This is a genomic window from Agrobacterium sp. GW821-FHT02D03, from assembly GCF_059421725.1.
This window is the reverse complement of record NZ_JBWKVN010000002.1, coordinates 402338-424292: the sequence shown is the minus strand read 5'-3', so window position 1 is coordinate 424292 and position 21955 is coordinate 402338. Positions and strand designations below refer to the sequence as shown.

The window sequence follows — 21955 nt, the reverse complement described above, 5'->3', positions numbered from 1 at the left end:
ACGATCCGCGGATAACACGGAAGTGGCAGAAATGTGATTTCTGCGGAACTTATCGTCTTCGACCCTGTTAAGCCCCAAGGGAAATTAACAGGGGCTCTTCATGGCGGTCACCATTACTGCTGTCGCTCTAGCGCTTGTCGGCCTTGCGCTTTTCGGCTTCGGTTCTCAACTTATCATGCTCGGGGGAAGCTTTTATTACGCTCTCGCCGGGCTCGCTTTCGTCATCACGGCAATTCTTCTCTTCAAGCGAAACAAGGCGGCGCTGCATTTCTACGCGCTCTTCGTGATCGCGACGCTCGGCTGGGCCTTGTGGGAAGTTGGTCTCGACTGGTGGCAGCTTGGACCGCGTGGCGGCCTGATCATCGTGATCGGCATCTGGCTTTTGATGCCGTGGATCCGTAAGCCACTCGGTTTTGTCAGCCCGACCGGCATTCGCTACGGAGCAAATGCCGTCCCGCTTCTGGTGGCTGTGGTCATTTCCATGGGTGTGGCCGCCGTGTCGATGACGCAGGACCCGCATGACCAGGAGGGCAATCTTCCGACGGAGGTCGTCAACAACGCGCCCTCTTATGGAAACGCTGTTCCGGATGGCGAGTGGCATCAATATGGACGGACGTCCTATGGCCAGCGCTATTCGCCGCTGACACAGATCACCACTGCCAATGTTGGCGATCTGAAGGAGGTCTGGCGTTATCAAACCGGCGACGTCAAGCTTCCCGACGATGTTGGCGAAACGACGTATCAGGTCACGCCGCTGAAGGTTGGCAAGACACTCTTCCTCTGCACCCCGCACAATTGGGCGATCGCCATCGATGCGGCGACCGGCAAGGAAAAGTGGAAATATGATCCGAATGTCGGCCTGAATCCCAATCGCCAGCACCAGACATGCCGCGGCGTGACTTACTATGCCGATCCAGCCGCTCAGGCCGGTTCGCAATGCGCCGCCCGCGTTTATCTCCCAACATCCGATGCTCGTCTGATCGCGCTCGACGCCGAAAGCGGCAAGGTTTGCACGTCTTTCGCCGATCAGGGTGTTCTCCACCTCGAAGTCGGTATGAAGTACAATCCGGCTGGCTACTACTACTCCACATCGCCGCCCGCCATTGCCGGCAACAAGATCATCGTCGGCGGCGCAGTCAATGACAACTACTCCACCCAGGAACAGTCGGGCGTCATTCGCGCCTTCGATGTGAACAGCGGAGAGCTGCTATGGAACTGGGATTCCGGAAACCCTACCCAGACCCAACCGCTTCCGCCGGGTCAGACCTATACGACCAACTCTCCCAACAGCTGGTCCGTATTCAGCGTCGATGAAGCGCTTGGACTCGTCTACATCCCTTTGGGAAATCAAGTTCCTGACCAGCTCGGAATGGGTCGGAGCGAGAATGTAGAGAAGTACTCCTCGTCGATCGTGGCACTCGACGTAAACACCGGGCAGGACCGCTGGGTCCGGCAGACGGTGCATCACGATCTCTGGGATATGGATGTGCCGGCCCAGCCGGTGCTGCTCGATATCACCAAGCCGGATGGTCAATCTGTTCCCGCTCTCGTTGGCCCGACCAAGCAGGGTGATATCTATGTGCTGGACCGTCGGACGGGTGAGCCAATCCTGCCGGTGACCGAAGAGCCGGCACCCGGTGGGGCAATCCCCGAGGATTTCTCCGCGCCGACGCAGCCCACATCTGCCTTGACCTTCAAGCCGGAACCGCTGCAGGAAAAGAACATGTGGGGTGTCTCGCTGTTCGATCAGCTCGCCTGCCGCATCAAGTTCCATCAGCTGAACTACGAAGGTCGTTACACGCCGCCATCGCTGAATGGATCGATCATCTATCCTGGCAATTTTGGCACCTTCAACTGGGGCAGTGTCGCAGTCGATCCCGAACGCCAGGTCATGTTCGGCATGCCGACCTATCTCGCCTTCACCTCACAGCTCGTTCCGCGCGACCAGATCCCCCCGCGAGGTCAGGATGAGAAGGGCAGCGAGCAGGGTTTGAACCGCAATGATGGTGCACCCTATGGCGTGCTGATGGGCCCGTTCCTGAGCCCGATCGGCATTCCCTGCCAGGCGCCGCCATGGGGTTATGTCGCCGGTGCCGATCTCAGAACCGGCAAGGTTGCCTATAAGCACAAGAACGGCACCGTTTACGACATGACGCCGCTGCCACTTCCCTTCAAGGTCGGTGTGCCGGGTATCGGCGGTCCGATGATCACCAAAGGTGGCGTCGCTTTCCTTGGCGCAGCGGTGGACGATTATCTGCGCGCTTACGATCTGACGAGCGGCAAGCAGCTTTGGGAAGCACGCCTTCCCGCAGGTGGGCAGGCCACGCCCATGACCTACGCTCTCGACGACGGCAAGCAATATGTCGTGATGGTTGCAGGCGGCCACGGTTCGGTGGGGACGAAGCCGGGTGATTATGTCATCGCCTACACGCTCCCATAACCAGATCATTTCGCTAAAACCCTTGATGGCCGGGACTTCGTTCCGGCCATTTTGTTTATTCTCAGCACAATGATCCACTTGTTTTTGATATGTAATAACATTACATAGACTTGCTTGACGGACGAGATCAAATAGGTCTATCTGGCTGGCGACGGTTCCAAGCGAGTGATCGTGAGGAATAATAGGGAACACGGTGAGGGGATATCTCCAATGCCGTGGCTGCCCCCGCAACTGTAAGCGGATTGTCGAGCACTCGTGGCGCATTCACCTGCGTCAGGCCACTGCGAATTATCGTGGGAAGGCGGGCAAGACGATCATCCGTGAGCCAGGAGACCTGCCGTCATAAGTTCATTCCAATGTCACGGGCGGGGATGCCCTGAACAGGAGACGTCATGATTGTTATTTGCGCCCTTCAGCGCTCACATCCATCTGTCTTTTTCCCTCGTTCTCGATCGTCTCACTCCCGTGGCTGTCGAATGAGTGTTTCATTCGCGCTCACATGACGGCGTCTTGCTTGTCGGCAACGTCGACGATTTCGGGGATTATCGGACCATGACATTTCATTTCACCGGCGCGTTTCTGGCCGCTGCACTCACTGCGCTCTCGATCGTGCCGAAAACGGCAGAGGCTGCGGAAACGACCTACCCCTTGACGCTGAAAAATTGCGGCAGGGACGTCACCTTCACGCATGCTCCACAGCGCACCGTTTCTCTTGGTCAGAGCACCACGGAAATTCTCTATCTGCTCGGACTGGCCGACAAGGTTGTCGGTACGGCCGTCTGGATCGGCCCGGTTATCAAGGGATACGAAGAGGCCAACGCCACGGTCGAGCGCCTCGCGGACAATGATCCGAGTTTCGAGAGTGTGGTTGCCAAAAAGCCGGACCTCGTAACCGCTCAGTTTCAATGGCATGTCGGTCCGGAAGGCATTGTGGCAAAGCCTGAGCAATTTGAAGAGCTTGGTATCCCGGTTTACACGTCGCCTGCCGATTGCACGGGTAAGGACAATTCGGGCGGCGGCGATGGTGTCAGACATTCGGTCTTCACCATGGACCAGATCTATCAGGAAATTGCTGAACTCGCGCAAATCTTCAACGTGCAGGATCGAGGTGAGAAGCTCATCGCCGACCTGAAGGCCCGCGAGGGTGCTGCGCGTCAGAAGATCGCATCCGTGAATGGTAAGCTCTCGGCTGTCTTCTGGTTCTCCAGCGCCGAACTGGATATCGATCCTTACGTGGCGGGCAAGAATGGTGCTCCCGGCTACATCATGTCGGCGCTCGGCATCAAGAATGTCATCGACAGTGATGAGGAATGGCCGACCGTCGGTTGGGAAACCATCGCCAAGTCCAACCCCACGATCATCGTCGCGGGCAAAATGGACCGCCGCCGGTTTCCAGCCGACGATATCGCCGTGAAGCTGAAATTCCTGAAAGATGATCCCGTCACAAGCCTGATGCCAGCGGTGAAGGACAACCATATCGTCGTCATGGATGCGCAGGCGATGAACCCGACGATCCGGACCATCGACGGCATCGAGGTCCTGGCCGACCAGATCGTCCAACTTGGCCTAGCGAAGTAAGAGGATGTCCGTTCCCTTTCTTTACACCCGCGCTGCCGTCATTGCAGCCGGGTGTCTTCTGGTGGCGCTTTGGCTGGGCGCCTCGATTGGCGAAACCTCCATTCCGATGGAGGTTGTCGCCAAGACCGTCGCCAATCGCCTCTGGCACGCCGGATACCCACTGGATGCCATCGATGAGGGGATCATCTGGAACTATCGTTTGAGCCGCGCCGTGGTTGCCGCCTGTTGCGGGGCAGCGCTTGCCGTCTCCGGTGTCGTGCTGCAATCGCTGCTGCGCAATCCTCTGGCCGACCCCTATATTCTCGGCATCTCCGCTGGAGCGTCGACTGGCGCGGTCAGCGTCGCGCTCCTTGGCTTCGGCGCGGGCATGCTGACACTGCCGCTCGGTGCATTTCTTGGTGCGCTCGTAGCTTTTGCGCTTGTCAGCCTGCTGGCGCTGAGGGCAGGGCGGGGTAACAGTGCAATCATCCTCGCTGGCGTTGCCGGTTCGCAATTGTTCAACGCGCTTACCTCATTCATTGTCACCAAGGCCGCCAATGCGGAACAGGCGCGCGGCATCATGTTCTGGCTGCTCGGCAATCTGTCCGGCGTTCGCTGGACGGATGTCTCGCTTGCCCTTCCCATAGCCATGTTCGGTCTTATCGTCTGCCTCTGGCATGCCCGCGCCCTGGACGCCTTTACCTTCGGAGCGGAGTCGGCAGCCTCTCTTGGCATCCCCGTGCGCCGCGTCTATGTCGTGCTTACGGGCACGTCTGCCTTGATGACGGCGGTGATGGTCAGCATTGTCGGATCGATCGGCTTTATCGGTCTCGTCATTCCCCATGCAGCCCGTCTTGTTGTCGGTGTTCGTCACGGACGCCTGTTGCCGGCCGCCGCGCTGATCGGCGCCATCTTCATGATCGCTGCCGATATTCTCTCCCGCACCATCATCGCTGGCCAAGTCCTACCGATTGGTGTGATTACCGCACTCTTTGGTGCGCCGGCTTTTGCGCTCATCCTCTCGCAGCGAAGGAGGGCGGCATGATGCTGTCAGCGCGCAACCTAAGCTGGGCGACGGGCGGCGTCGATATCGTCAAGAACATCAGCCTCGATCTTTCTGCCGGCGAGTTTCTTGGCATCGTCGGACCCAACGGGTCGGGCAAGACGAGCCTCATGGCCATGCTCTCTGGCCTGAGAAAACCGCGCTCCGGCGAAGTCTTGCTGGATGGCAAGTCGTTGAACCAGCTTCAGCGCCGTGATGTGGCGCGCCAGATCGCGCTTGTCGAGCAGCAGGCGGAGACGCAGGAGCGCATCAATGCTCGCCAGGCGGTGGAGCTTGGCCGCATTCCGCATAAGGGTGCCCTGTCTCCATGGACTCCTCAAGATGATGAGATTGTCGATCAGGCGTTGCATGACGTCGATATGGAGGGCTTCGGGAGACGGATGTGGCATACGCTGTCCGGTGGAGAGCGGCAGCGTCTGCATATTGCCCGCGCTTTGGCGCAGCAGCCGAAGATACTGCTCCTGGACGAGCCAACCAACCATCTCGATATCGGACACCAGATCGCACTTCTGCATCTGGTTCAACAGCAGAAACTGACAGTGGCCGCCGCCTTGCATGATCTCAACCATGCGGCGATGTTTTGTGACAGGGTTGCCGTGTTGAAGGCGGGAGCGCTCGTCGCGATGGGTAAACCTTGCAACGTGCTGACCCCGGATCTCATCCTCGATGTGTTCGGCGTTCAGGTCGATGTGGAACGGGAAGGCGAGGATGCTTGTCATATCCGCTATCGCGCCCCGACTATGATCTACCCAGTAAGGACGACATGATGAAATTGTTGCTATCCATTGCTACGGCCGCCGTCGCTTTGTCGCTGAGTGCGGGTCTCGCCTTTGCGGAGGACTTCGAGGTCAGGATGCTCAATCAGGGTAAAAAGGGTTCGATGGTTTTCGAACCCGATTATCTTCACCTCCAGCCTGGCGACACGGTGAAGTTCATCGCCACGCATAAGAGCCACAATGCCGCGACCATCGACGGCATGGTTCCAGAGGGGGCGAAGGGTTTCAAGGGCAAGATCAACGAGGAGATTGAAGTCACTTTCGATCAGCAGGGCTTCTACGGCATCAAATGCTCACCGCATTTTGGTATGGGCATGGTCATGTTGATCAAGGTGGGTAAGGGTAGCCTGCCGGAACACTACAGAAGCGTGGCACTGCCCGCCCGCGCCAAGCCACGTCTCGACGCCCTGTTTGCCGAGGCAAAAGCAGATCAAGGCAAACCCTGAGCAATTGATAGTAGGTCAGACGCTCTTTCCGCAGCATCTCTATCGGAAAGTCTGACCGATGGTCTTGAACCGGTAGGCGCTCTTCCTACATCTGCCTCAACCCGCTGGTCCGGGCCCCTCTGGTGAAAGTCTCGGCGCTTTCACGATGTCGGACCTTTTCCGACACCACGCCGAGGCTGCAGAGGCCCCTCATGCTTTCCGATATCGCCGCATGGTTCATCACGCTGTTCGTCGTCGATCCGCTTCAGGCGGAAATGCGCGAACAGCTCGATCGTGCAAATGCGTCTACTGAGATCATCCAGCAATCGCAGCGTTGCGTTGCCAGTCAGGCGCCGCAGCTTCTGAACCGCGCCGGCGAAGACCCGGCATGGGCGGTCGCCACCGTTGTCGGTTTTACCTTCGGCTGGACGTCTCCGGCGCAGCTGCTGGATAAGGGCGATCCGAACTGCGCAGCCGTGATTGGCTTGTTGCAAGGCCGTGACGGTGAAGGGACCGAAGTGTAATATCTAAGACCTCAGGGTCTTAGACAGTTCCGTTGCGCCAGCCCCGATACCATTCGACGAAACGCTGGACGCCTGTTTCGACGGGCGTTTCCGGCGCGTAGTTCGTGAGTGCACGCAACAGATCCGGTGAGGCATAGGTGCGCGGCACGTCGCCCTGTTGCATCGGCAGCATGTTGCGAATGGCCTTCTGGCCGAGGACCGTCTCCACCGTTTCGACGAAGCGCATCAATTCGACCGGTTGGCCACCGCCAATATTGACCACACGGAACGGTGCGTGCTTTGAAAGCGTATCGGTCACACCCTCTTCGGTGGCGCGATTGTCTTCGGAAGGCGCAATGTGGCTGAGGCGGATGATGCCTTCCACCAGATCGTCGATATAGGTGAAGTCACGGCTCATCATGCCTTCGCCGTAGATATCGATCGGCTGACCCTTGAGGATGGCATCCACGAACTTGAACAGCGCCATATCGGGACGGCCAAAGGGACCATAGACCGTGAAGAAGCGGAAAGCGGTCGTCGGTACTTTGTGGAGATGCGCGTAGCTATGCGCCATCAGCTCCATCGACTTCTTGGTGGCCGCATAGATCGTCATCGGCTCGTCGGCGCGGTCGCTCTCGGCAAAGGGCACTTTCTCATTCGAGCCGTAGATCGAGGACGTCGAGGCGAGCAGAAGATGCTTTGGCTGGAGATTTTTCGCCAGCTCCAGAATATTCCAGGAGCCGATGAGGTTCGAATTCACATAGTCTTTGGGGCACTCGATGCTGTAGCGAACGCCCGCCTGCGCCGCGAGATGGATGATCACCTCCGGCTCGGCGAGGTCGGCCGCGCGGTTCAGGGCATCGGCATCTTCCAGCATGCCGATCTGCGCTTTGAAGCCGTTCGAGCGAGAGAGGATCGCGTGCCGCTTTTCCTTCAGCGCCACATCGTAATATTGCGTCATCCCGTCAAAGCCGACGACGAAGTGACCATCGTCCAGCAATCGCTTGGCAAGATGAAAGCCGATGAAACCTGCCGTGCCGGTAATCAGATAACGCATGGGTGTACAGACCTTCCGTTACTGTTCCGAGCGGCCGATGCTCGAATAGGAGAAGCCATGGGCTGTGACTTCGTCGGCGCGGTAGATGTTGCGCAGGTCAACGAGGACAGGGCTCTTCATGGTGTTTTTGAGACGGGCGAGATCGAGCGCGCGGAACTGGTTCCATTCGGTCACGATCACCAGCGCTTCGGCATCCTGCGCCGCCTCATAAGGCCCCTGCGCATAATCGATGCCCTCGATCAAAGGCTTGGCATTCGCCATGCCTTCCGGGTCATAGGCTGTGACCTTGGCGCCGGCATCCTGCAATGTCTGGATGACGGTAATCGCCGGGCTGTCGCGCATGTCGTCGGTGTTCGGCTTGAAGGTCAATCTGAGAACGGCCACCTTCTTGCCGCGGATATCCCCGCCAGCGGCTGCGATCACCTTGCGGCCCATGGCGCGCTTGCGGGTGTCGTTCACAGAAATCGTTGCCTCGATCAGACGAACCGGGCTGTCATAGTCCTGCGCGGTCTTGGCAAGTGCCAGCGTATCCTTGGGGAAGCAGGAGCCGCCGTAACCCGGGCCCGCGTGAAGGAATTTCGAGCCGATGCGGCCATCGAGTCCAATGCCGCGCGACACGTCCTGCACATCGCCCCCCACCTTTTCGCAGAGGTCGGCGATCTCGTTGATGAAGGTAATCTTCATCGCCAGGAACGCATTGGCAGCATACTTGATCAGTTCGGAGGTGCGCCGCGTGGTGAAGAGAAGTGGCGACTGGTTGAGATAGAGCGGCCGGTACACTTCCGTCATCACCGGACGTGCGCGCTCGTCGGAGAGGCCAACAACGATACGGTCGGGACGCTTGAAGTCGTCGATTGCCGCACCTTCGCGCAGAAACTCCGGGTTGGAAACGACGGCAAAATCCGCAGTCGGGTTTTCCTCACGGATGATGCGCTCCACCTCGTCACCGGTGCCGACAGGCACGGTGGACTTGGTGACGATGACGGTAAAGCTGGTGATGGCTGCTGCGATTTCTTTCGCTGCCGCGTAGACATAGCCGAGATCGGCATGGCCGTCACCACGGCGCGACGGCGTGCCGACGGCGATGAAAACAACATCCGCGTCTGCAACAGCCGTTTTCAGGTCAGTGGTGAAGCTCAGCCGACCGGCCTTGGCATTGGTGGAAACGATGACATCGAGACCAGGCTCAAAAATCGGGATCTGCCCGTTCTTCAACGCGTCGATCTTTTCCGGCATCTTGTCGACGCAGATCACGTCATGGCCGAAATCAGCAAAGCAGGCGCCAGAAACCAAGCCGACATAACCAGAGCCGATCATCACGATACGCATGGAAAAACCTTTCGGTGTGCGAGGGGGGTCAAGCCGCAGGGCAACTTCGATACTCTTTCTGAGGTCGCTATCTATCCGCCTTCACTCGCAAGTCCAAGCTTACGGAGAGTTTTCCGTTACAATTTCAAAATTTTGTTGCAAATAGACCAAACCAAATGACCTTCCCGTCCATTCACTCCCAGACGTCCCCAACCACCCTCTCGCCCCAGGCATTTCATGACGCAACAACACCCTCTCCAGGAAATTGCATTCTGGCTCTCTCGACAGGGCTATGAGGGCACGCCGGAAGAGGAGCTTCTGGCGGGCTTTTGCGAACGCTGCAACGCGGCTGGCATCTCCATTTCCTCGGCTTTGGTCCTGATGGACACGCTCCACCCGGATTTCGAGGGGCACGCCTTCCAGTGGGACAGCCGCGATATGGTCAATTCATCCAGCGTCTATGATTTCACCGATGAGGGTACGGCGCGTGAGGCTTGGGAGAGCTCCGTCTTCTTTCACCTTCTGAAAGAGAATGCGGAGGAGATCCGGCAGCGGTTGTTCCTCAATGAGCAGGCGAGCTTTTACAAGCTGGATGAGCTGCGCAATGCGGGTCATACCGACTACATCGCGTCCATCCATCGTTTTACGGAGCGTGGTAGCATCGGCGAAATGAGTGCCTTTTATTCCCGCTGGCTCACCCGGCAGCCGGAGGGCTTTCATGACGATGAGTTGGCCGCATTGCGCATGCTGCTGCCGACGCTTGCGCTAGCCGTTAAAACGGCCTGCTGCATGCGCATCATCGAAACGATCACGGATGTCTATCTTGGCCGTGATGCCGGTCGCAAGGTGATGAGTGGCACGATCACAAGAGGCGAAGTTGAACGGATCGAAGCGGTCCTGTGGTTTTCCGATCTTCGGGATTTCACCGGCATTTCCGATCGCGCCAAGCCGGATCAGATCATCCCGTTTCTTAATGATTACGCCGGTCTCGTCATCGATGCGATCCATGCGCATGGCGGCAGCGTGCTTAAGCTGATCGGTGACGGGGTTCTGGCGATTTTTCGAACCGGCAATCGGCAGGATGATTGTGCTGCAGCACTTGCCGCGGAAATGACGATGCGGACGCGTCTTTCGGTCCTAAACCATGAGCGTCACGCGAAAGACCTTCCGACGACAGATGTCTATCTCGGTCTCCATGTTGGCGAAGTCTTCTATGGCAATATCGGCAGCCGAGGGCGTCTCGATTTCACCGTAGTTGGACCCGCGGTCAACATGGTCAGCCGCATCGGGGGTCTGTGCGGTTCGGTCGATCGCGATACGGTGATGTCGCGGGATTTCGTCGCCACGTGTCCTGAAGAGATGCAGGCGCTGATGGTGTCGCTCGGGCGATACGCCCTGCGCGGCTTTGCGAGAGCACATGAACTCTTCACCATCGACCCCGAACTGGCTTGATCTCCCACCAAAACCCCAACCGTTGCTGAAATGTCAGTGGTACCGCTTTTGTGTATTTTCGCCTTGTGAGTGTAGAGCATGAGGCGTAGCCCTTGTATCGAGGAGCCACCAATCATCATGATCTGACGCGCATCAGCCGCGATCGCAGACCGGCTCTGCCGTATCTTTGCACGTTACCGTCTGGATTGTTCGTCATGCAAAAAGGTTTTCTTCTCGGACTGCTCGCTTACGCCAGCTTTTCCTGGGGAGACGCCACGATCAAGTCGCTTGGTCACCAGGTTTCGGTGTTCGAGATCGGCTTCTTCAGCATCCTGTCGTCTGCCGCCATCATCTTCTTCACCAAGCCACGGGAAGAAAGGTGGCGCGAGTTCTGGCGCATGAGCCGGCCTTTCGCGGTGCATGGGCGCGCAATCTCAGGCCTGCTCGCCGGCATTCTCGGCATCTACGCCTTCACGACGCTGCCCTTGGCAGAGGCCTATGCGCTGATCTTTCTGTCCCCGCTGTTCGTCACCATCCTCTCCGCAGTCGTGCTGAAGGAAGACATCGGGCTTTGGCGCTGGTCTGCGGTTTTTGCCGGTATCGTCGGCGTGTTCCTTGTCGTGCGACCGGGCTTCAAGGCCCTGGAACTCGGTCACCTGGCGGCAGTCGGTGTCGCTCTTCTGGCGGCGATGACAATCGTTATCCTGCGTTCGCTTGCCGGTCGTGAAAAGCGCACCTCGATCATGGGTGTGCTGCTCGTTTACGGCCTCACCTTCAACGGGATTTTGGCGATTCCGCATTTTCACGTTCCGACATTGCATCAGGTCGGCGCCTTTATCATCATCGGCATTTGCACGGCGGTCGGCCAGATCACGTTGCTGACGGCAACGAAGATCGCGCCTGCCAGCCAGATTGCGCCGTCGCACTATTCGCAGATCCTCTGGGCCGTGGGGATCGGCGCTTTCTTCTTCGCCGAGTATCCGGATACGCTTGCGGTGTTTGGCCTGATCGTGATCGCCAGTGCTGGGCTGCTCACGATGATGCGTGAAAAGATCCGGCTTGGGACCGTGCGCTGGAATCCGTTTCTCCGCAATCGCCTGTAGCGAAGCTGGCTTGAGGATGTCCAGGCGCTACAGCGGCCTGCCAACCTGCTCCAGGAGCCAGGTCTGAAACGCTTGCGCCAGAACATTGTCCTGCCGCCCCTCCGGAAGAGCGATGTGGTAACTCTTGTCGGTCGCGAGCGGCACATCGAACACCACGGCCAACTGGCCTGACACCAACTCGGCCTCGATCAGATATTTCGGCAAAAGTGCGAAGCCAAGTCCACTGATGGTCGCTTCGATCAACATCGAAAACTGGTCGAAGCGGCTACCGCGATATGCGCCCTCCGACGCGATGCCGTTCATCTCGAACCAATCGGTCCAGAGTTTTGGGCGGGTGGTGACGTGCAACAGAGGCTTGGACAAGAGGTCTGCATGGGTCTCGGGCGTGTGTTTCGCGAGTAGCGACGGGCTTGCGACCGGGACGATGACCTCGTTGCAGAGGAAGGTGCAGGTGCCGCGCGCCCAGACCGGCTGTCCGTAATGGATCGCGATATCGAAACTCTCTTCGTCGAAATCGAAAGGCTGGGATCGCGATCCGACGGTCAGAACCGTTTCCGGGTAGAGCGCCATGAATTTGTACAGGCGAGGGGTCAGCCAGCGGCTGCCGAAGGTGGGCAATGTGGCGATGGAGAGCGAGGCGCTGGAAGTGCCCGCCGTGACCGCACGCACCATCAACTGCTCGGACTGGTGCAAGAGCTTCTGCACGTCGGGCAGGAACTTCCGGCCCGCATCGGAGAGCACGACCCGCCGCCTGATGCGCTCGAAGAGCAGCATGCCGGTCTGTGCCTCGAGGTCGCTGATCTGCCGGCTGACCGCACTTTGCGTCAGGTTCAATTCTTCCGCCGCCCGGGTAAAGTTTCCATGCCGTGCAGCACATTCAAACGCCTGCAGCGTGACGATATCGGGAACCAGTCGTCTGCGCGTATCCATTCCTGCCTCGCATCAACCCACCCGCTTTCCTCATTTGAAATGGGTGGTTCCAGACGTATATGATCTGGAAAGAGAATGAAATGGGTGGTTCGCACCCGACCAACTGCCTCGAGCCATCTCCCGCGTGCCGGAACAACAGGTGGCGAAAATCGTCAGGAGCCAGAATATGTCCGCAGCCAAAGTCGATGTCGTGAAGGAAGCAGCCGCGCTTCTGTCCAAGATGGGCGTCTCGTCCGATCTCTATCAGGGTGGCGACATGGCCTCCTTCAGCCCCGTAACGGGCGAGCAGGTCGCGAGCCTCAAGACGGTTTCCCCTGCAGAGGTCGCCGGTATCGTCGAGAAGGCGGATACCGCGTTCCGCGCCTGGCGCCTGGTTCCCGCGCCGCGGCGTGGCGAGTTGATCCGGCTTCTAGGTGAAGAGCTGCGCGCCTTCAAGACCGATCTCGGTCGCCTCGTCTCGCTCGAAGCCGGCAAGATCCCGTCAGAAGGCCTGGGCGAAGTTCAGGAGATGATCGACATCTGCGATTTCGCCGTCGGCCTGTCCCGCCAGCTTTACGGCCTGACGATTGCGACGGAACGCCCCGGCCACCGCATGATGGAGACCTGGCATCCGCTCGGCGTCGTGGGCGTCATTTCCGCCTTCAACTTCCCCGTTGCCGTCTGGTCCTGGAATGCGGCGCTAGCCATCGTCTGCGGCAACTCCGTCGTCTGGAAGCCGTCGGAAAAGACGCCGCTGACGGCGCTTGCCGTGCAGGGTATTTTCGAGCGCGCGGTCGCCCGCTTTGGCGATGCGCCGGAAGGTCTCAGCCAGCTTTTGATCGGCGATCGCGCCGTGGGCGAAGCCCTCGTCGATCACCCGAAGGTCCCGCTTGTCTCTGCTACAGGGTCGACGCGCATGGGTCGCGATGTCGGTCCGCGTCTTGCCAAACGTTTTGCCCGCGCCATCCTCGAGCTTGGCGGCAACAATGCCGGTATCGTCTGCCCATCGGCTGACCTCGACATGGCGCTGCGCGCCATCGCCTTCGGCGCCATGGGAACGGCGGGCCAGCGCTGCACGACGCTGCGCCGCCTCTTCGTGCATGACGGCGTCTATGATCAATTGGTGCCGCGTCTGAAGAAAGCCTATGCTTCCGTCTCCGTCGGCAATCCGCTTGAAACGTCTGCCCTCGTTGGACCGCTGGTCGATAAGGCCGCATTCGACGGCATGCAGAAGGCGCTCGAGGAGGCGAAGGCGCATGGCGGCGTGGTCGCCGGTGGCGGGCGCGTCGATACAGGGTCTGCCAATGGCTATTACGTAAAGCCCGCACTCGTCGAAATGCCAAAGCAGGTCGGCCCGGTTTTGGAAGAAACCTTCGCGCCGATCCTCTATGTGATGAAGTATTCCGATCTCGATTCTGCGATCGAAGAGCATAACGCCGTCGTGGCCGGTCTCTCCTCGTCCATTTTCACGAAAGACCTGCAGGAAGCCGAGCGTTTCCTCGCTGCCGATGGCTCGGATTGCGGCATCGCCAACGTCAATATCGGCACCTCCGGTGCTGAAATCGGCGGTGCATTCGGCGGTGAAAAGGAAACTGGCGGCGGCCGTGAATCCGGTTCCGACTCATGGAAGGCCTATATGCGCCGCGCCACCAATACGGTGAACTACTCCAAGGCGCTGCCTCTGGCGCAGGGTGTGTCGTTCGACATCGAGTAAAGTCGCGCGACTAATACGAAGAGTCTAAAGGCTGGCAGAGAATTTTCCTGCCAGCCTTTTTCGTTCAGCCAATCGACATCAGGCTGGCATTGCCGCCAGCAGCCGTCGTGTTGACGCTGACCGACACTTCCTCGAGCAGCCAGTTGAGATTGTAGGGCTGGGTTACGCCCTGAACCTCTTCCATCGATGCGGCCTGAACCAGCACGAGCGGGCCTTCCAACGTGGCGATCCGGCTGTTGACGGCGCGAACGCGATCCGCGTCCCCCTCCACTAGCGCGCCAGCGAAGGGTCCAGCGGCCTGCCAGTCGGCGCTCCAGGACAGGCGTGTCTTGACCGATGCCGGGGCCGTTGCCAGAGTGTCTTCCAGACCGCTGTCCTTGTCGATGACGATGGTGTTGCCGCTCGCAAGTGCCGCGGCCAGCTGGCGATAAAGGCCGTTCGTGGAAACCGGCGCGAGCAAGACTTTGCCGCGCGGATGAAGCGCATAGATATTGCGCTCGCCAACCGGACCGGCAAGCTCCGTCTCGAAGCCGAGCGCCGACGACTGCGCGGAGGTTCTCGCCACTTCCGCCGCCTGCGTTTCGTTCTTGCCGTCCAGCCATTGAGCCAGATCGATAACCGCCTGATCCTTATGCTGCGCAGCGCGCTCCACCAGCGGAGCAACACGTGTCAGCCTGCCGAGATAGAGCGGCCCGCCTGCCTTGGGGCCTGTCCCGGAAAGGCCGCGACCGCCGAAGGGCTGAACCCCAACGACTGCACCGATAATGTTGCGGTTGACATAGAGGTTGCCCGCCTTCACCCGCGACAGAACATGTGCGATCGTCGCATCAAGGCGCGTATGCAGACCAAATGTCAGGCCGTAACCGGTTGCGTTGATGTCGTCGATCAGTCGATCGAGCTTTTCGCGCTTGAAGCGGATGACATGCAGGACAGGGCCGAAGACCTCGCGCTTCAGGTCGGCAAGCGACTTCAGCTCGATGATGGTTGGCGGCACGAAGGTGCCATTCTGACTGTCGCCGGCGAGCGAAATCTGCTCGATCGTGTTGCCGAGACCGCGCATGGCTTCGATGTGCTTTTCGATATTGTCCTTGGCTTCCCCGCTGATCACCGGGCCGACATCGACCGAAAGCTGATCGGTGCGGCCGATGCGCAATTCATGGAGCGCGCCCTTCAGCATCGTCAGCGTACGCTCAGCCACATCGTCCTGAAGGCAGAGAACGCGAAGCGCCGAGCAGCGCTGGCCGGCGCTGTCGAAAGCCGAAGCGATCACGTCCGCTACCACCTGTTCGGCAAGCGCTGAAGAGTCGACGATCATGGCGTTCTGGCCGCCGGTCTCGGCAATCAGCGGAATGGTGCGTCCGTCGCTCGAAACGCGCTCGGCAAGCTGCTTCTGGATCAGTCGCGCCACTTCGGTGGAGCCGGTGAACATGACGCCGGCTGTCTGCGGAGCCGCGACGAGTTGTGCGCCGGTCTGGCCTGCACCAGGCAGAAGCTGAAGGGCGTCGGCAGGAACCCCGGCTGCGTGCAGAAGTCGCACGCCTTCGGCTGCGATCAGCGGCGTTTCTTCCGCAGGCTTTGCCAGAACAGGGTTGCCTGCAACCAGAGCCGCCGCAACCTGGCCGATGAAGATTGCCAGTGGGAAGTTCCATGGGCTGATGCAGACGATCGGCCCGAGTGGCTGTTGCAGCAGGCCGAATGTGCTGCGCGCTTCCGCCGCGTAGTAGCGCAGGAAGTCGATGGCTTCGCGCACTTCCGCGATCGCATTGGGCGCCGATTTCCCGGCTTCGCGCATTATGAGGCCAAGCAGGGTTGGCATCCGCGCCTGCATGAGATCCGCTGCCTTTTCCAGGCAATATGCGCGCGTCTCGGTGCTGGACTGCGGCCATGATGAGGATGCTGCGGCGGCCAGCGCCCTGGCGACATCCTCCTGCGTCGGTTCTGTCACATAGCCAACGATGTCATTGTGGTCGCCGGGGTTTCTCACCGGGCGCGTCTCTCCGGAGGCGTTGGGGGCAGCAGCCTTCCACTCCATCGTAACGCTTGCGGAAAGCGCCGTGCTCAGTGCGGCGAGCGCATCCTCATTGGCAAGGTCCAGGCCGCTGGAGTTCACCCTTGCGCCATAAAGCGCTTCAGGCTTGGCGATCTTGTCATGCTGCGCGCCGGGGACCGGCATTGCCCTTACCACGGCGACCGGGTCTTCCAGCAGAGAATCGACTGGCACATTCGGATCGGCGATGCGGTTGACGAAGGAAGAGTTGGCGCCATTTTCCAGCAACCGACGAACGAGGTAGGCCAAGAGCGTTTCGTGCGTCCCGACAGGCGCATAGAAACGGCATGGGCGGTCAAGGTTCTGCTTGCCGACGACTTCGCTGTAAAGCGGTTCGCCCATGCCATGCAGGCATTGAAACTCATAGTCGCCGATTTTGAAGTCTGGGCCAGCGAGATGATAGATCGTTGCCATCGACTGCGCATTATGGGTGGCAAACTGCGGGAAGATGACGTCCCGCGCAGCCAACAGCTTTCTTGCGCAGGCGATGTAGGACACATCGGTATGAACCTTGCGGGTGAAGACTGGGAAGTCTTCCAAACCGTCGAGTTGCGCGCGCTTGATCTCTGCGTCCCAGTAAGCACCCTTCACCAGCCGCACCATAATGCGGCGGTTGGAGCGGCGCGCGAGATCGATAATGTAGTCGAGCACGAATGGGCAACGGCGGCCATAGGCCTGAACGACGAAGCCAAGGCCGGACCAGTTGCCAAGATCGGTATCGAGCGCCAGTGATTCCAGCAGATCGAGCGAAAGCTCCAGCCGATCGGCTTCTTCCGCGTCGATGTTGAGGCCGATGTCATAGCTCTTCGCCAAAACCATCAGCGCCTTCACGCGCGGCAGAAGTTCCGCCATCACACGCTCGGCTTGCGATCGAGAATAGCGCGGATGGAGTGCAGAAAGCTTGATGGAAATGCCAGGTCCACCATAAACGCCACGCCCGGCGGACGCCTTGCCAATGGCGTGGATCGCCTGTTCGTAGTCGCGGTAATAGCGTTCGGCGTCCTTGGCAGTCGTCGCCGCTTCGCCCAGCATGTCATAGGAATACTGGAAGCCCTTGGCTTCGAGCGGTCGCGAGCGGCTGATGGCTTCCTCGATGGTCTGGCCGGTGACGAACTGCTCGCCCATCATGCGCATGGCCATATCGACGCCACGACGTATGACCGGCTCTCCGGCACGGGAGATCAGCTTCGTCAGCGCGGCAGACAGGCCCCTGTCGTTGACAGTCGAGGTCAGCTTACCGGTGATGACCAGGCCCCAGGTCGCGGCATTGACGAAAAGCGACCGACCGCCGCCGAGATGCGATTTCCAATCGCCGGTGGCGATCTTGTCGCGGATCAGCGCATCGCGTGTCGCCGTGTCGGGAATGCGCAGCAGCGCTTCGGCAAGGCACATCAGCGCCACGCCTTCCTGGCTGGAGAGGGAATATTCCTGCACCAATCCCTCAACGCCTGTACCCTTGGCTTTTGCGCGCAGCGCCTCGATCAGTCGGCGAGCCGTTGCTTTGATCGTCTGGGCTTCGCTGTCGCTGACGCTCGCCGCGTCGAGAAGGGGTGCAAGGCATTCCGGTTCAGAGCGGCGATAGGCTGCGGTGATCGCCTGGCGGAGCGCGCTCTGTTCTCGGACCTGCGGTGCGAAACGGTCAAAAATGCCAACTGGCGTTGTCGCTTCAGTCAGTGCAACGGTGGATGCAGTTCCCGCCATCGGATCGGCCCTCGATTGGATTCGTGAAAAGATGAGGTGGCCTTTTGCCTTCCCCATATTGGTTCACAGAATAACACCACCGGCGAAATTGCTATGGCCTTATTTTAAGGGTAGAAAAGGAAATACGAACTTTTATTTTCGAGTTTTGCAGGAAAATTGGATGATGAAGGCGCAAGAAACAGGAGATCTGGATCACTTCGATATGAGGATCATGGAAGCATTGAGCGAGGACGGGCGAATGTCCGTGCTGGAATTGTCGCGGCGCGTGGGGCTTTCGAAGACGCCCTGCCAGACCCGCCTGAAGCGGCTTGTCGATGAGGGCTATATTCTGGGTTTCCGGGCGTCGCTCAATGCAGCGAAGCTTGGGCTCGAGCACATCGCTTTCACCGAGGTCAAGCTTTCCGATACGAGAGAGAAGGCGTTGGATGAGTTCAATGCAGCGGTGCGCAAGATCAAGGAGGTGGAGGAGTGCCACATGATCGCGGGCGCGTTCGACTACCTGCTGAAAGTAAGAACGACAGACATCCGCAAATATCGACGGGTGCTTGGCGAGAAAATCTCGAGCCTGCCTTCGGTCGCGAATACATCGACCTTTGTCGTCATGGAGTCTGTCAAGGATACGGGGATGTGACGGGCAGCGTCGGTGGGCCACCCGTCATGTTATTGAACGCGATCAGCGAAGACCCATTGCAGCAGTGACTGCCGTGGTCTGGGCGTCAGGACCGAACTCGTTTTCGTTTTCGATGCCGAGCAGTTCTTGCAGACGCATGCGTGCACGGCTGACACGGCTCTTGATCGTGCCGACAGGGCAACCGCAGATCTCTGCAGCTTCTTCATAGGCAAAGCCGGAAGCACCGATCAGCAAAATGGCTTCACGCTGATCGTCCGGCAACTTCTCTAGCGCCTGGCGGAAATCGTGGAGGTCGACCGAGCCATGCTGTTCCGGCGGGACGGACAGGCGCGAGGTATACGCGCCGTCGGTGTCCTGAACCTCACGGCCGGACTTGCGGATCTGGCTGTAGAACTCGTTGCGCAGGATAGTCACCAGCCATGCACGCATATTCGTGCCAGGCTGGTAGCTTTCCTGCTTCGCCCAGGCTTTCATGATCGTGTCCTGGACAAGATCATCAGCGCGGTCGCGAGAACGAATGAGGGAGATAGCGAATGCGCGCAGGTTCGGCAGGGCCGCCAGCATTTCGCGTTTAAAGTTGTGGCCGTCTTTTTCCACGTCTTGTGTCATCATTCACCCGAAGCTTTCGATCTGCGCTCAGCCTCGTCAAGCTTTTCGAGAAGGTCGAGGAACTTGTCCGGGATACCTTCATCCTGGACAGCGTCGTAAAGTTCTCTCAATTTCCGGGTGATGACCGCTCGTCCGGAATCGGGCACACTTGGCCCCGCTCCGTTATCAGACGAATCCTGATCCGATTGAAACATGCTCATGAGTGCGGGTATTCCTTTTGTGACGCTTTATAAATGCGCTCACAAAAAAAACGTTCCAGGCCTGCGGAACTTTTTTTTCCTTCAGGCATTAATCCCGCAGGTTTGCGCTGCAGACCGCATGAACAGGGGAGAATTACATGTCCGTTTCTACACGCATTGCACCGCACCTACCTTATCTCCGTAGGTTCGCGCGTGCCGTTTGCGGGTCTCAATCCACCGGCGATGCCTACGTCGCTGCTAGCCTCGAAGCTCTGATCGCCGATGTCAGCATTTTTCCGCAGACGAGCAGCGACCGTGTTTCGCTTTATCAATTGTTTGTCTCTATTTTTAGTTCCGTCACGATCAACATCAAGACGGATGAGAACCTGACAGGCTGGGAAAAGCGCGCTTCTGCCAATCTTTCGGCCGTTCCGGCTGTGCCGCGGCAGGCGTTTCTGCTGACCACCGTCGAAGAGTTTTCTCCCTCGGAAGCCGCTGAAGTTCTCCAGGTTCCCGAAAGTGATATCGGCAAGTTGATCGATGAGGCAGCGTCCGAAATCGCCCGCCAGGTTGCGACCGACATCATGATCATCGAAGATGAACCGCTGATCGCGATGGACATCGAGCAGATGGTGACCGATCTTGGCCACAACGTCACCGGCATCGCCCGCACCCATAAGGAAGCGCTGGAACTCTTCCACCGGACCCAGCCAAAGATGATTCTTGCGGATATCCAGCTCGCAGACGGCAGTTCCGGCCTTGACGCGATGAAGGACATCCTTCAGATGACGACCCTTCCGGTCATCTTCATCACCGCCTTCCCTGAGCGTCTGCTCACCGGTGAGCGGCCTGAGCCGACCTTCCTTGTGACCAAGCCGTTCAATCCAGATATGGTTAAGGCGCTGATCAGTCAGGCTCTGTTCTTTAATGAAAGTTCACGTGTTGCCGCGTAATTCATGCTGAGTGTCGTTATGTCCCGCAACTCTTGCGGCTGCTGGACGTTTGACGCAAGGATAGTCGGCGCGGGCGCTTCGCGGCTCGACGTCGTTTTCCGCTAGGAGATGAAATTGCATCGGCTCGCGTGGCACAACAGAGACCGAAACGAAGGTGAATTGCATGATTCGCTGGTGTTGGCTTTGCTCGACTCCGGCGAAACTGTCATGCTGCAGGATCGTGACCGGGATTACATATTCATTGCCAATCTGCCGGATGTTTGGAACCTCCCGACGGAGCGGGAAGACGAGCCTACGGACATCAACATCTTCGGCAAGGACCTTGCTCAGCGTCTGTCGGAGTTGAAGAAGGACCTGAGCGCTGCGGGCAGCCGCGGCACGCTTGAGGTGATGGCTGGCAAGGACAGGATATTTCAGTTCCATGTCTATTCCACGGTCAACATGTCTGGCCAGGGAGTGTTGAAGACGACGATCCGCGAGGTCACCGTCGAGCGCCGCCGTGAACAGTTGCTTCGCTCGCTGCTGCGCGAGGTCAGTCATCGTTCGAAAAATCTTCTGGCAATCATCCAGAGCCTTTCGGCACAGACGGCACGGTTCAGTTTTACCAAGGAAGATTTCCTGCGGAAATTCCGTGGGCGGCTGCATGCGCTGGCACAATCTCAAGATCTGATCACCGATTCCGACTGGCGCGGAGCGGAGATTTTCGAATTGTTGAAACAGCAATCGGATCTCTACCTTCCAGAATATCCTCACCTGGTTCAGATGAAGGGTGAAAACCTCCTGCTCAATCCGAATGGCGCGCTCTATGTGGGGCTGGCCTTTCACGAACTGGTGGTGAATACCGTCAGCCACAGCCCCAACCTGGCGCTTCACTTGCCCATCACGCTGGAATGCCGGCGCGACGGGGATTTCTTTGAAGTGAGTTGGAGCGAACCGCTCTCTCCGGATGATATGCCCGCATCGCAAGAGAGCGACCGACGAAGCAACTTTGGTAGCGTTGTCCTCGAAAAGGTGGTGCCAGCAGCCCTTGCAGGGGAGGCGCGGTACGACATTTCGGCCAGTGACATCGGATATACGCTGCGCTTCCCGGCTCCGATCGCGTCCTGACGCGAAAGACGTCCTTTGCGTGAAAACCTTCACGCAAAGCGCTATGGCATAGGCTCGAAATCGGGATCGATTTTTTCAGCCCATATGCGTGTCGAAAGAACTCGTGCGCCGCTCAGCACGTCCTAAAGCATGATCCACGTAAAAGTGTCCGGCGGTTTGTGACAGCGACATGCGCTACGCGACCTAGGGCGTGGAGCGAATCTGGACATCGCGCCATGCTTTACAGGACACGCGGTCATCTCAGCGCGTCTTCGACCAGCAGGCTATCTCAGGTGGTGAGTTGGAGCTTAATGTATCGATGGTGGAAATTCCCGCGTCTCGGCACGACTTGGAGAGTGAGGACTGTCGATCAATGGCCCAAAAACAGAAAAGCACGGCTCGGGGGAGAGCCGTGCTATTCAGGGGCAGGTTTTCAGGGGCAAAACCTGCTGCGCCGGGCCTC

18 protein-coding genes and 1 riboswitch are annotated in these 21955 nt (G+C 58.8%); of the genes, 12 read left to right on the top strand and 6 right to left on the bottom strand.

The features are described from left to right. The first annotated feature begins 100 nt into the window (after positions 1 to 100). From AC07U5_RS15395 to AC07U5_RS15370, 6 genes are all read left to right on the top strand, one after another. Positions 101 to 2440, top strand: a complete 2340-nt coding sequence (locus AC07U5_RS15395; protein WP_111850841.1) for a glucose/quinate/shikimate family membrane-bound PQQ-dependent dehydrogenase — start codon at positions 101 to 103, stop codon at positions 2438 to 2440. A gap of 135 nt (positions 2441 to 2575) precedes the next feature. After that, a riboswitch (cobalamin riboswitch) is annotated at positions 2576 to 2796 on the top strand. Between the two features lie 196 nt (positions 2797 to 2992). Then, positions 2993 to 4018, top strand: coding sequence for an ABC transporter substrate-binding protein (locus AC07U5_RS15390; RefSeq protein WP_418884858.1), 1026 nt, complete (start codon positions 2993 to 2995; stop codon positions 4016 to 4018). A 4-nt stretch (positions 4019 to 4022) separates the two neighbouring features. Then, on the top strand, positions 4023 to 5042 hold the full coding sequence (locus tag AC07U5_RS15385) for a FecCD family ABC transporter permease (RefSeq protein ID WP_062427721.1): 1020 nt from the start codon (positions 4023 to 4025) through the stop codon (positions 5040 to 5042). Next, a complete protein-coding gene (locus AC07U5_RS15380; RefSeq protein WP_113327992.1) occupies positions 5039 to 5827 on the top strand; it encodes an ABC transporter ATP-binding protein in 789 nt (262 codons plus the stop codon). The genes AC07U5_RS15385 and AC07U5_RS15380 overlap by 4 nt, the downstream gene beginning before the upstream one ends. After that, positions 5824 to 6282 carry a pseudoazurin gene (locus AC07U5_RS15375; RefSeq protein WP_113272391.1) on the top strand — a complete coding sequence of 153 codons (459 nt, stop codon included), beginning with the start codon at positions 5824 to 5826 and terminating at the stop codon, positions 6280 to 6282. The genes AC07U5_RS15380 and AC07U5_RS15375 overlap by 4 nt, the downstream gene beginning before the upstream one ends. Positions 6283 to 6473: 191 nt before the next feature. Next, positions 6474 to 6785, top strand: coding sequence for a hypothetical protein (locus tag AC07U5_RS15370; protein ID WP_062427724.1), 312 nt, complete (start codon positions 6474 to 6476; stop codon positions 6783 to 6785). Between the two features lie 19 nt (positions 6786 to 6804). Here AC07U5_RS15370 and AC07U5_RS15365 read toward each other — a convergent pair whose 3' ends face one another. Beyond that, positions 6805 to 7821, bottom strand: coding sequence for an NAD-dependent epimerase (locus AC07U5_RS15365; RefSeq protein WP_494723526.1), 1017 nt, complete (start codon positions 7819 to 7821; stop codon positions 6805 to 6807). A gap of 18 nt (positions 7822 to 7839) precedes the next feature. Then, positions 7840 to 9150 (bottom strand): UDP-glucose dehydrogenase family protein, encoded by a 1311-nt coding sequence (locus tag AC07U5_RS15360; RefSeq protein ID WP_494723525.1) that lies wholly within the window; start codon positions 9148 to 9150, stop codon positions 7840 to 7842. A 216-nt stretch (positions 9151 to 9366) separates the two neighbouring features. Between AC07U5_RS15360 and AC07U5_RS15355 the strand changes: the two genes are divergently transcribed. Continuing rightward, positions 9367 to 10581: an adenylate/guanylate cyclase domain-containing protein gene (locus AC07U5_RS15355; protein WP_494723524.1), complete on the top strand. Its 1215-nt coding sequence runs from the start codon at positions 9367 to 9369 to the stop codon at positions 10579 to 10581. Positions 10582 to 10775: 194 nt separating this feature from the next. Further along, positions 10776 to 11663 (top strand): DMT family transporter, encoded by an 888-nt coding sequence (locus AC07U5_RS15350; RefSeq protein ID WP_494723523.1) that lies wholly within the window; start codon positions 10776 to 10778, stop codon positions 11661 to 11663. A 27-nt stretch (positions 11664 to 11690) separates the two neighbouring features. On the opposite strand, the gene AC07U5_RS15345 is transcribed toward AC07U5_RS15350, so the two are convergent. Further along, complete coding sequence (locus tag AC07U5_RS15345) at positions 11691 to 12593, bottom strand: LysR family transcriptional regulator (RefSeq protein WP_494723522.1); 903 nt, start codon at positions 12591 to 12593, stop codon at positions 11691 to 11693. A gap of 166 nt (positions 12594 to 12759) precedes the next feature. Here AC07U5_RS15345 and amaB point away from each other — a divergent pair, with 166 nt between their 5' ends. Beyond that, positions 12760 to 14286, top strand: coding sequence for an L-piperidine-6-carboxylate dehydrogenase (gene amaB / locus AC07U5_RS15340; RefSeq protein WP_494723521.1), 1527 nt, complete (start codon positions 12760 to 12762; stop codon positions 14284 to 14286). A 64-nt stretch (positions 14287 to 14350) separates the two neighbouring features. On the opposite strand, the gene putA is transcribed toward amaB, so the two are convergent. Continuing rightward, entirely contained in the window at positions 14351 to 18034 is a 3684-nt protein-coding gene (gene putA / locus AC07U5_RS15335) for a trifunctional transcriptional regulator/proline dehydrogenase/L-glutamate gamma-semialdehyde dehydrogenase (RefSeq protein ID WP_494723520.1), read from the bottom strand. A 160-nt stretch (positions 18035 to 18194) separates the two neighbouring features. Here putA and AC07U5_RS15330 point away from each other — a divergent pair, with 160 nt between their 5' ends. Continuing rightward, positions 18195 to 18665, top strand: coding sequence for an Lrp/AsnC family transcriptional regulator (locus AC07U5_RS15330; protein WP_062427730.1), 471 nt, complete (start codon positions 18195 to 18197; stop codon positions 18663 to 18665). Between the two features lie 42 nt (positions 18666 to 18707). Here AC07U5_RS15330 and AC07U5_RS15325 read toward each other — a convergent pair whose 3' ends face one another. Next, a complete protein-coding gene (locus AC07U5_RS15325) occupies positions 18708 to 19274 on the bottom strand; it encodes a sigma-70 family RNA polymerase sigma factor (protein WP_062427769.1) in 567 nt (188 codons plus the stop codon). Further along, positions 19274 to 19474 (bottom strand): NepR family anti-sigma factor, encoded by a 201-nt coding sequence (locus AC07U5_RS15320; protein WP_062427731.1) that lies wholly within the window; start codon positions 19472 to 19474, stop codon positions 19274 to 19276. The genes AC07U5_RS15325 and AC07U5_RS15320 overlap by 1 nt, the downstream gene beginning before the upstream one ends. Positions 19475 to 19611: 137 nt before the next feature. On the opposite strand from AC07U5_RS15320, the gene AC07U5_RS15315 reads away from it, so the two are divergent. Both AC07U5_RS15315 and AC07U5_RS15310 read left to right on the top strand, forming a co-directional pair. After that, entirely contained in the window at positions 19612 to 20406 is a 795-nt protein-coding gene (locus tag AC07U5_RS15315) for a response regulator (protein WP_062427732.1), read from the top strand. 108 nt (positions 20407 to 20514) lie between these two features. Beyond that, positions 20515 to 21513: an HWE histidine kinase domain-containing protein gene (locus AC07U5_RS15310; RefSeq protein WP_144622910.1), complete on the top strand. Its 999-nt coding sequence runs from the start codon at positions 20515 to 20517 to the stop codon at positions 21511 to 21513. The last annotated feature ends 442 nt before the right edge of the window (positions 21514 to 21955 follow it).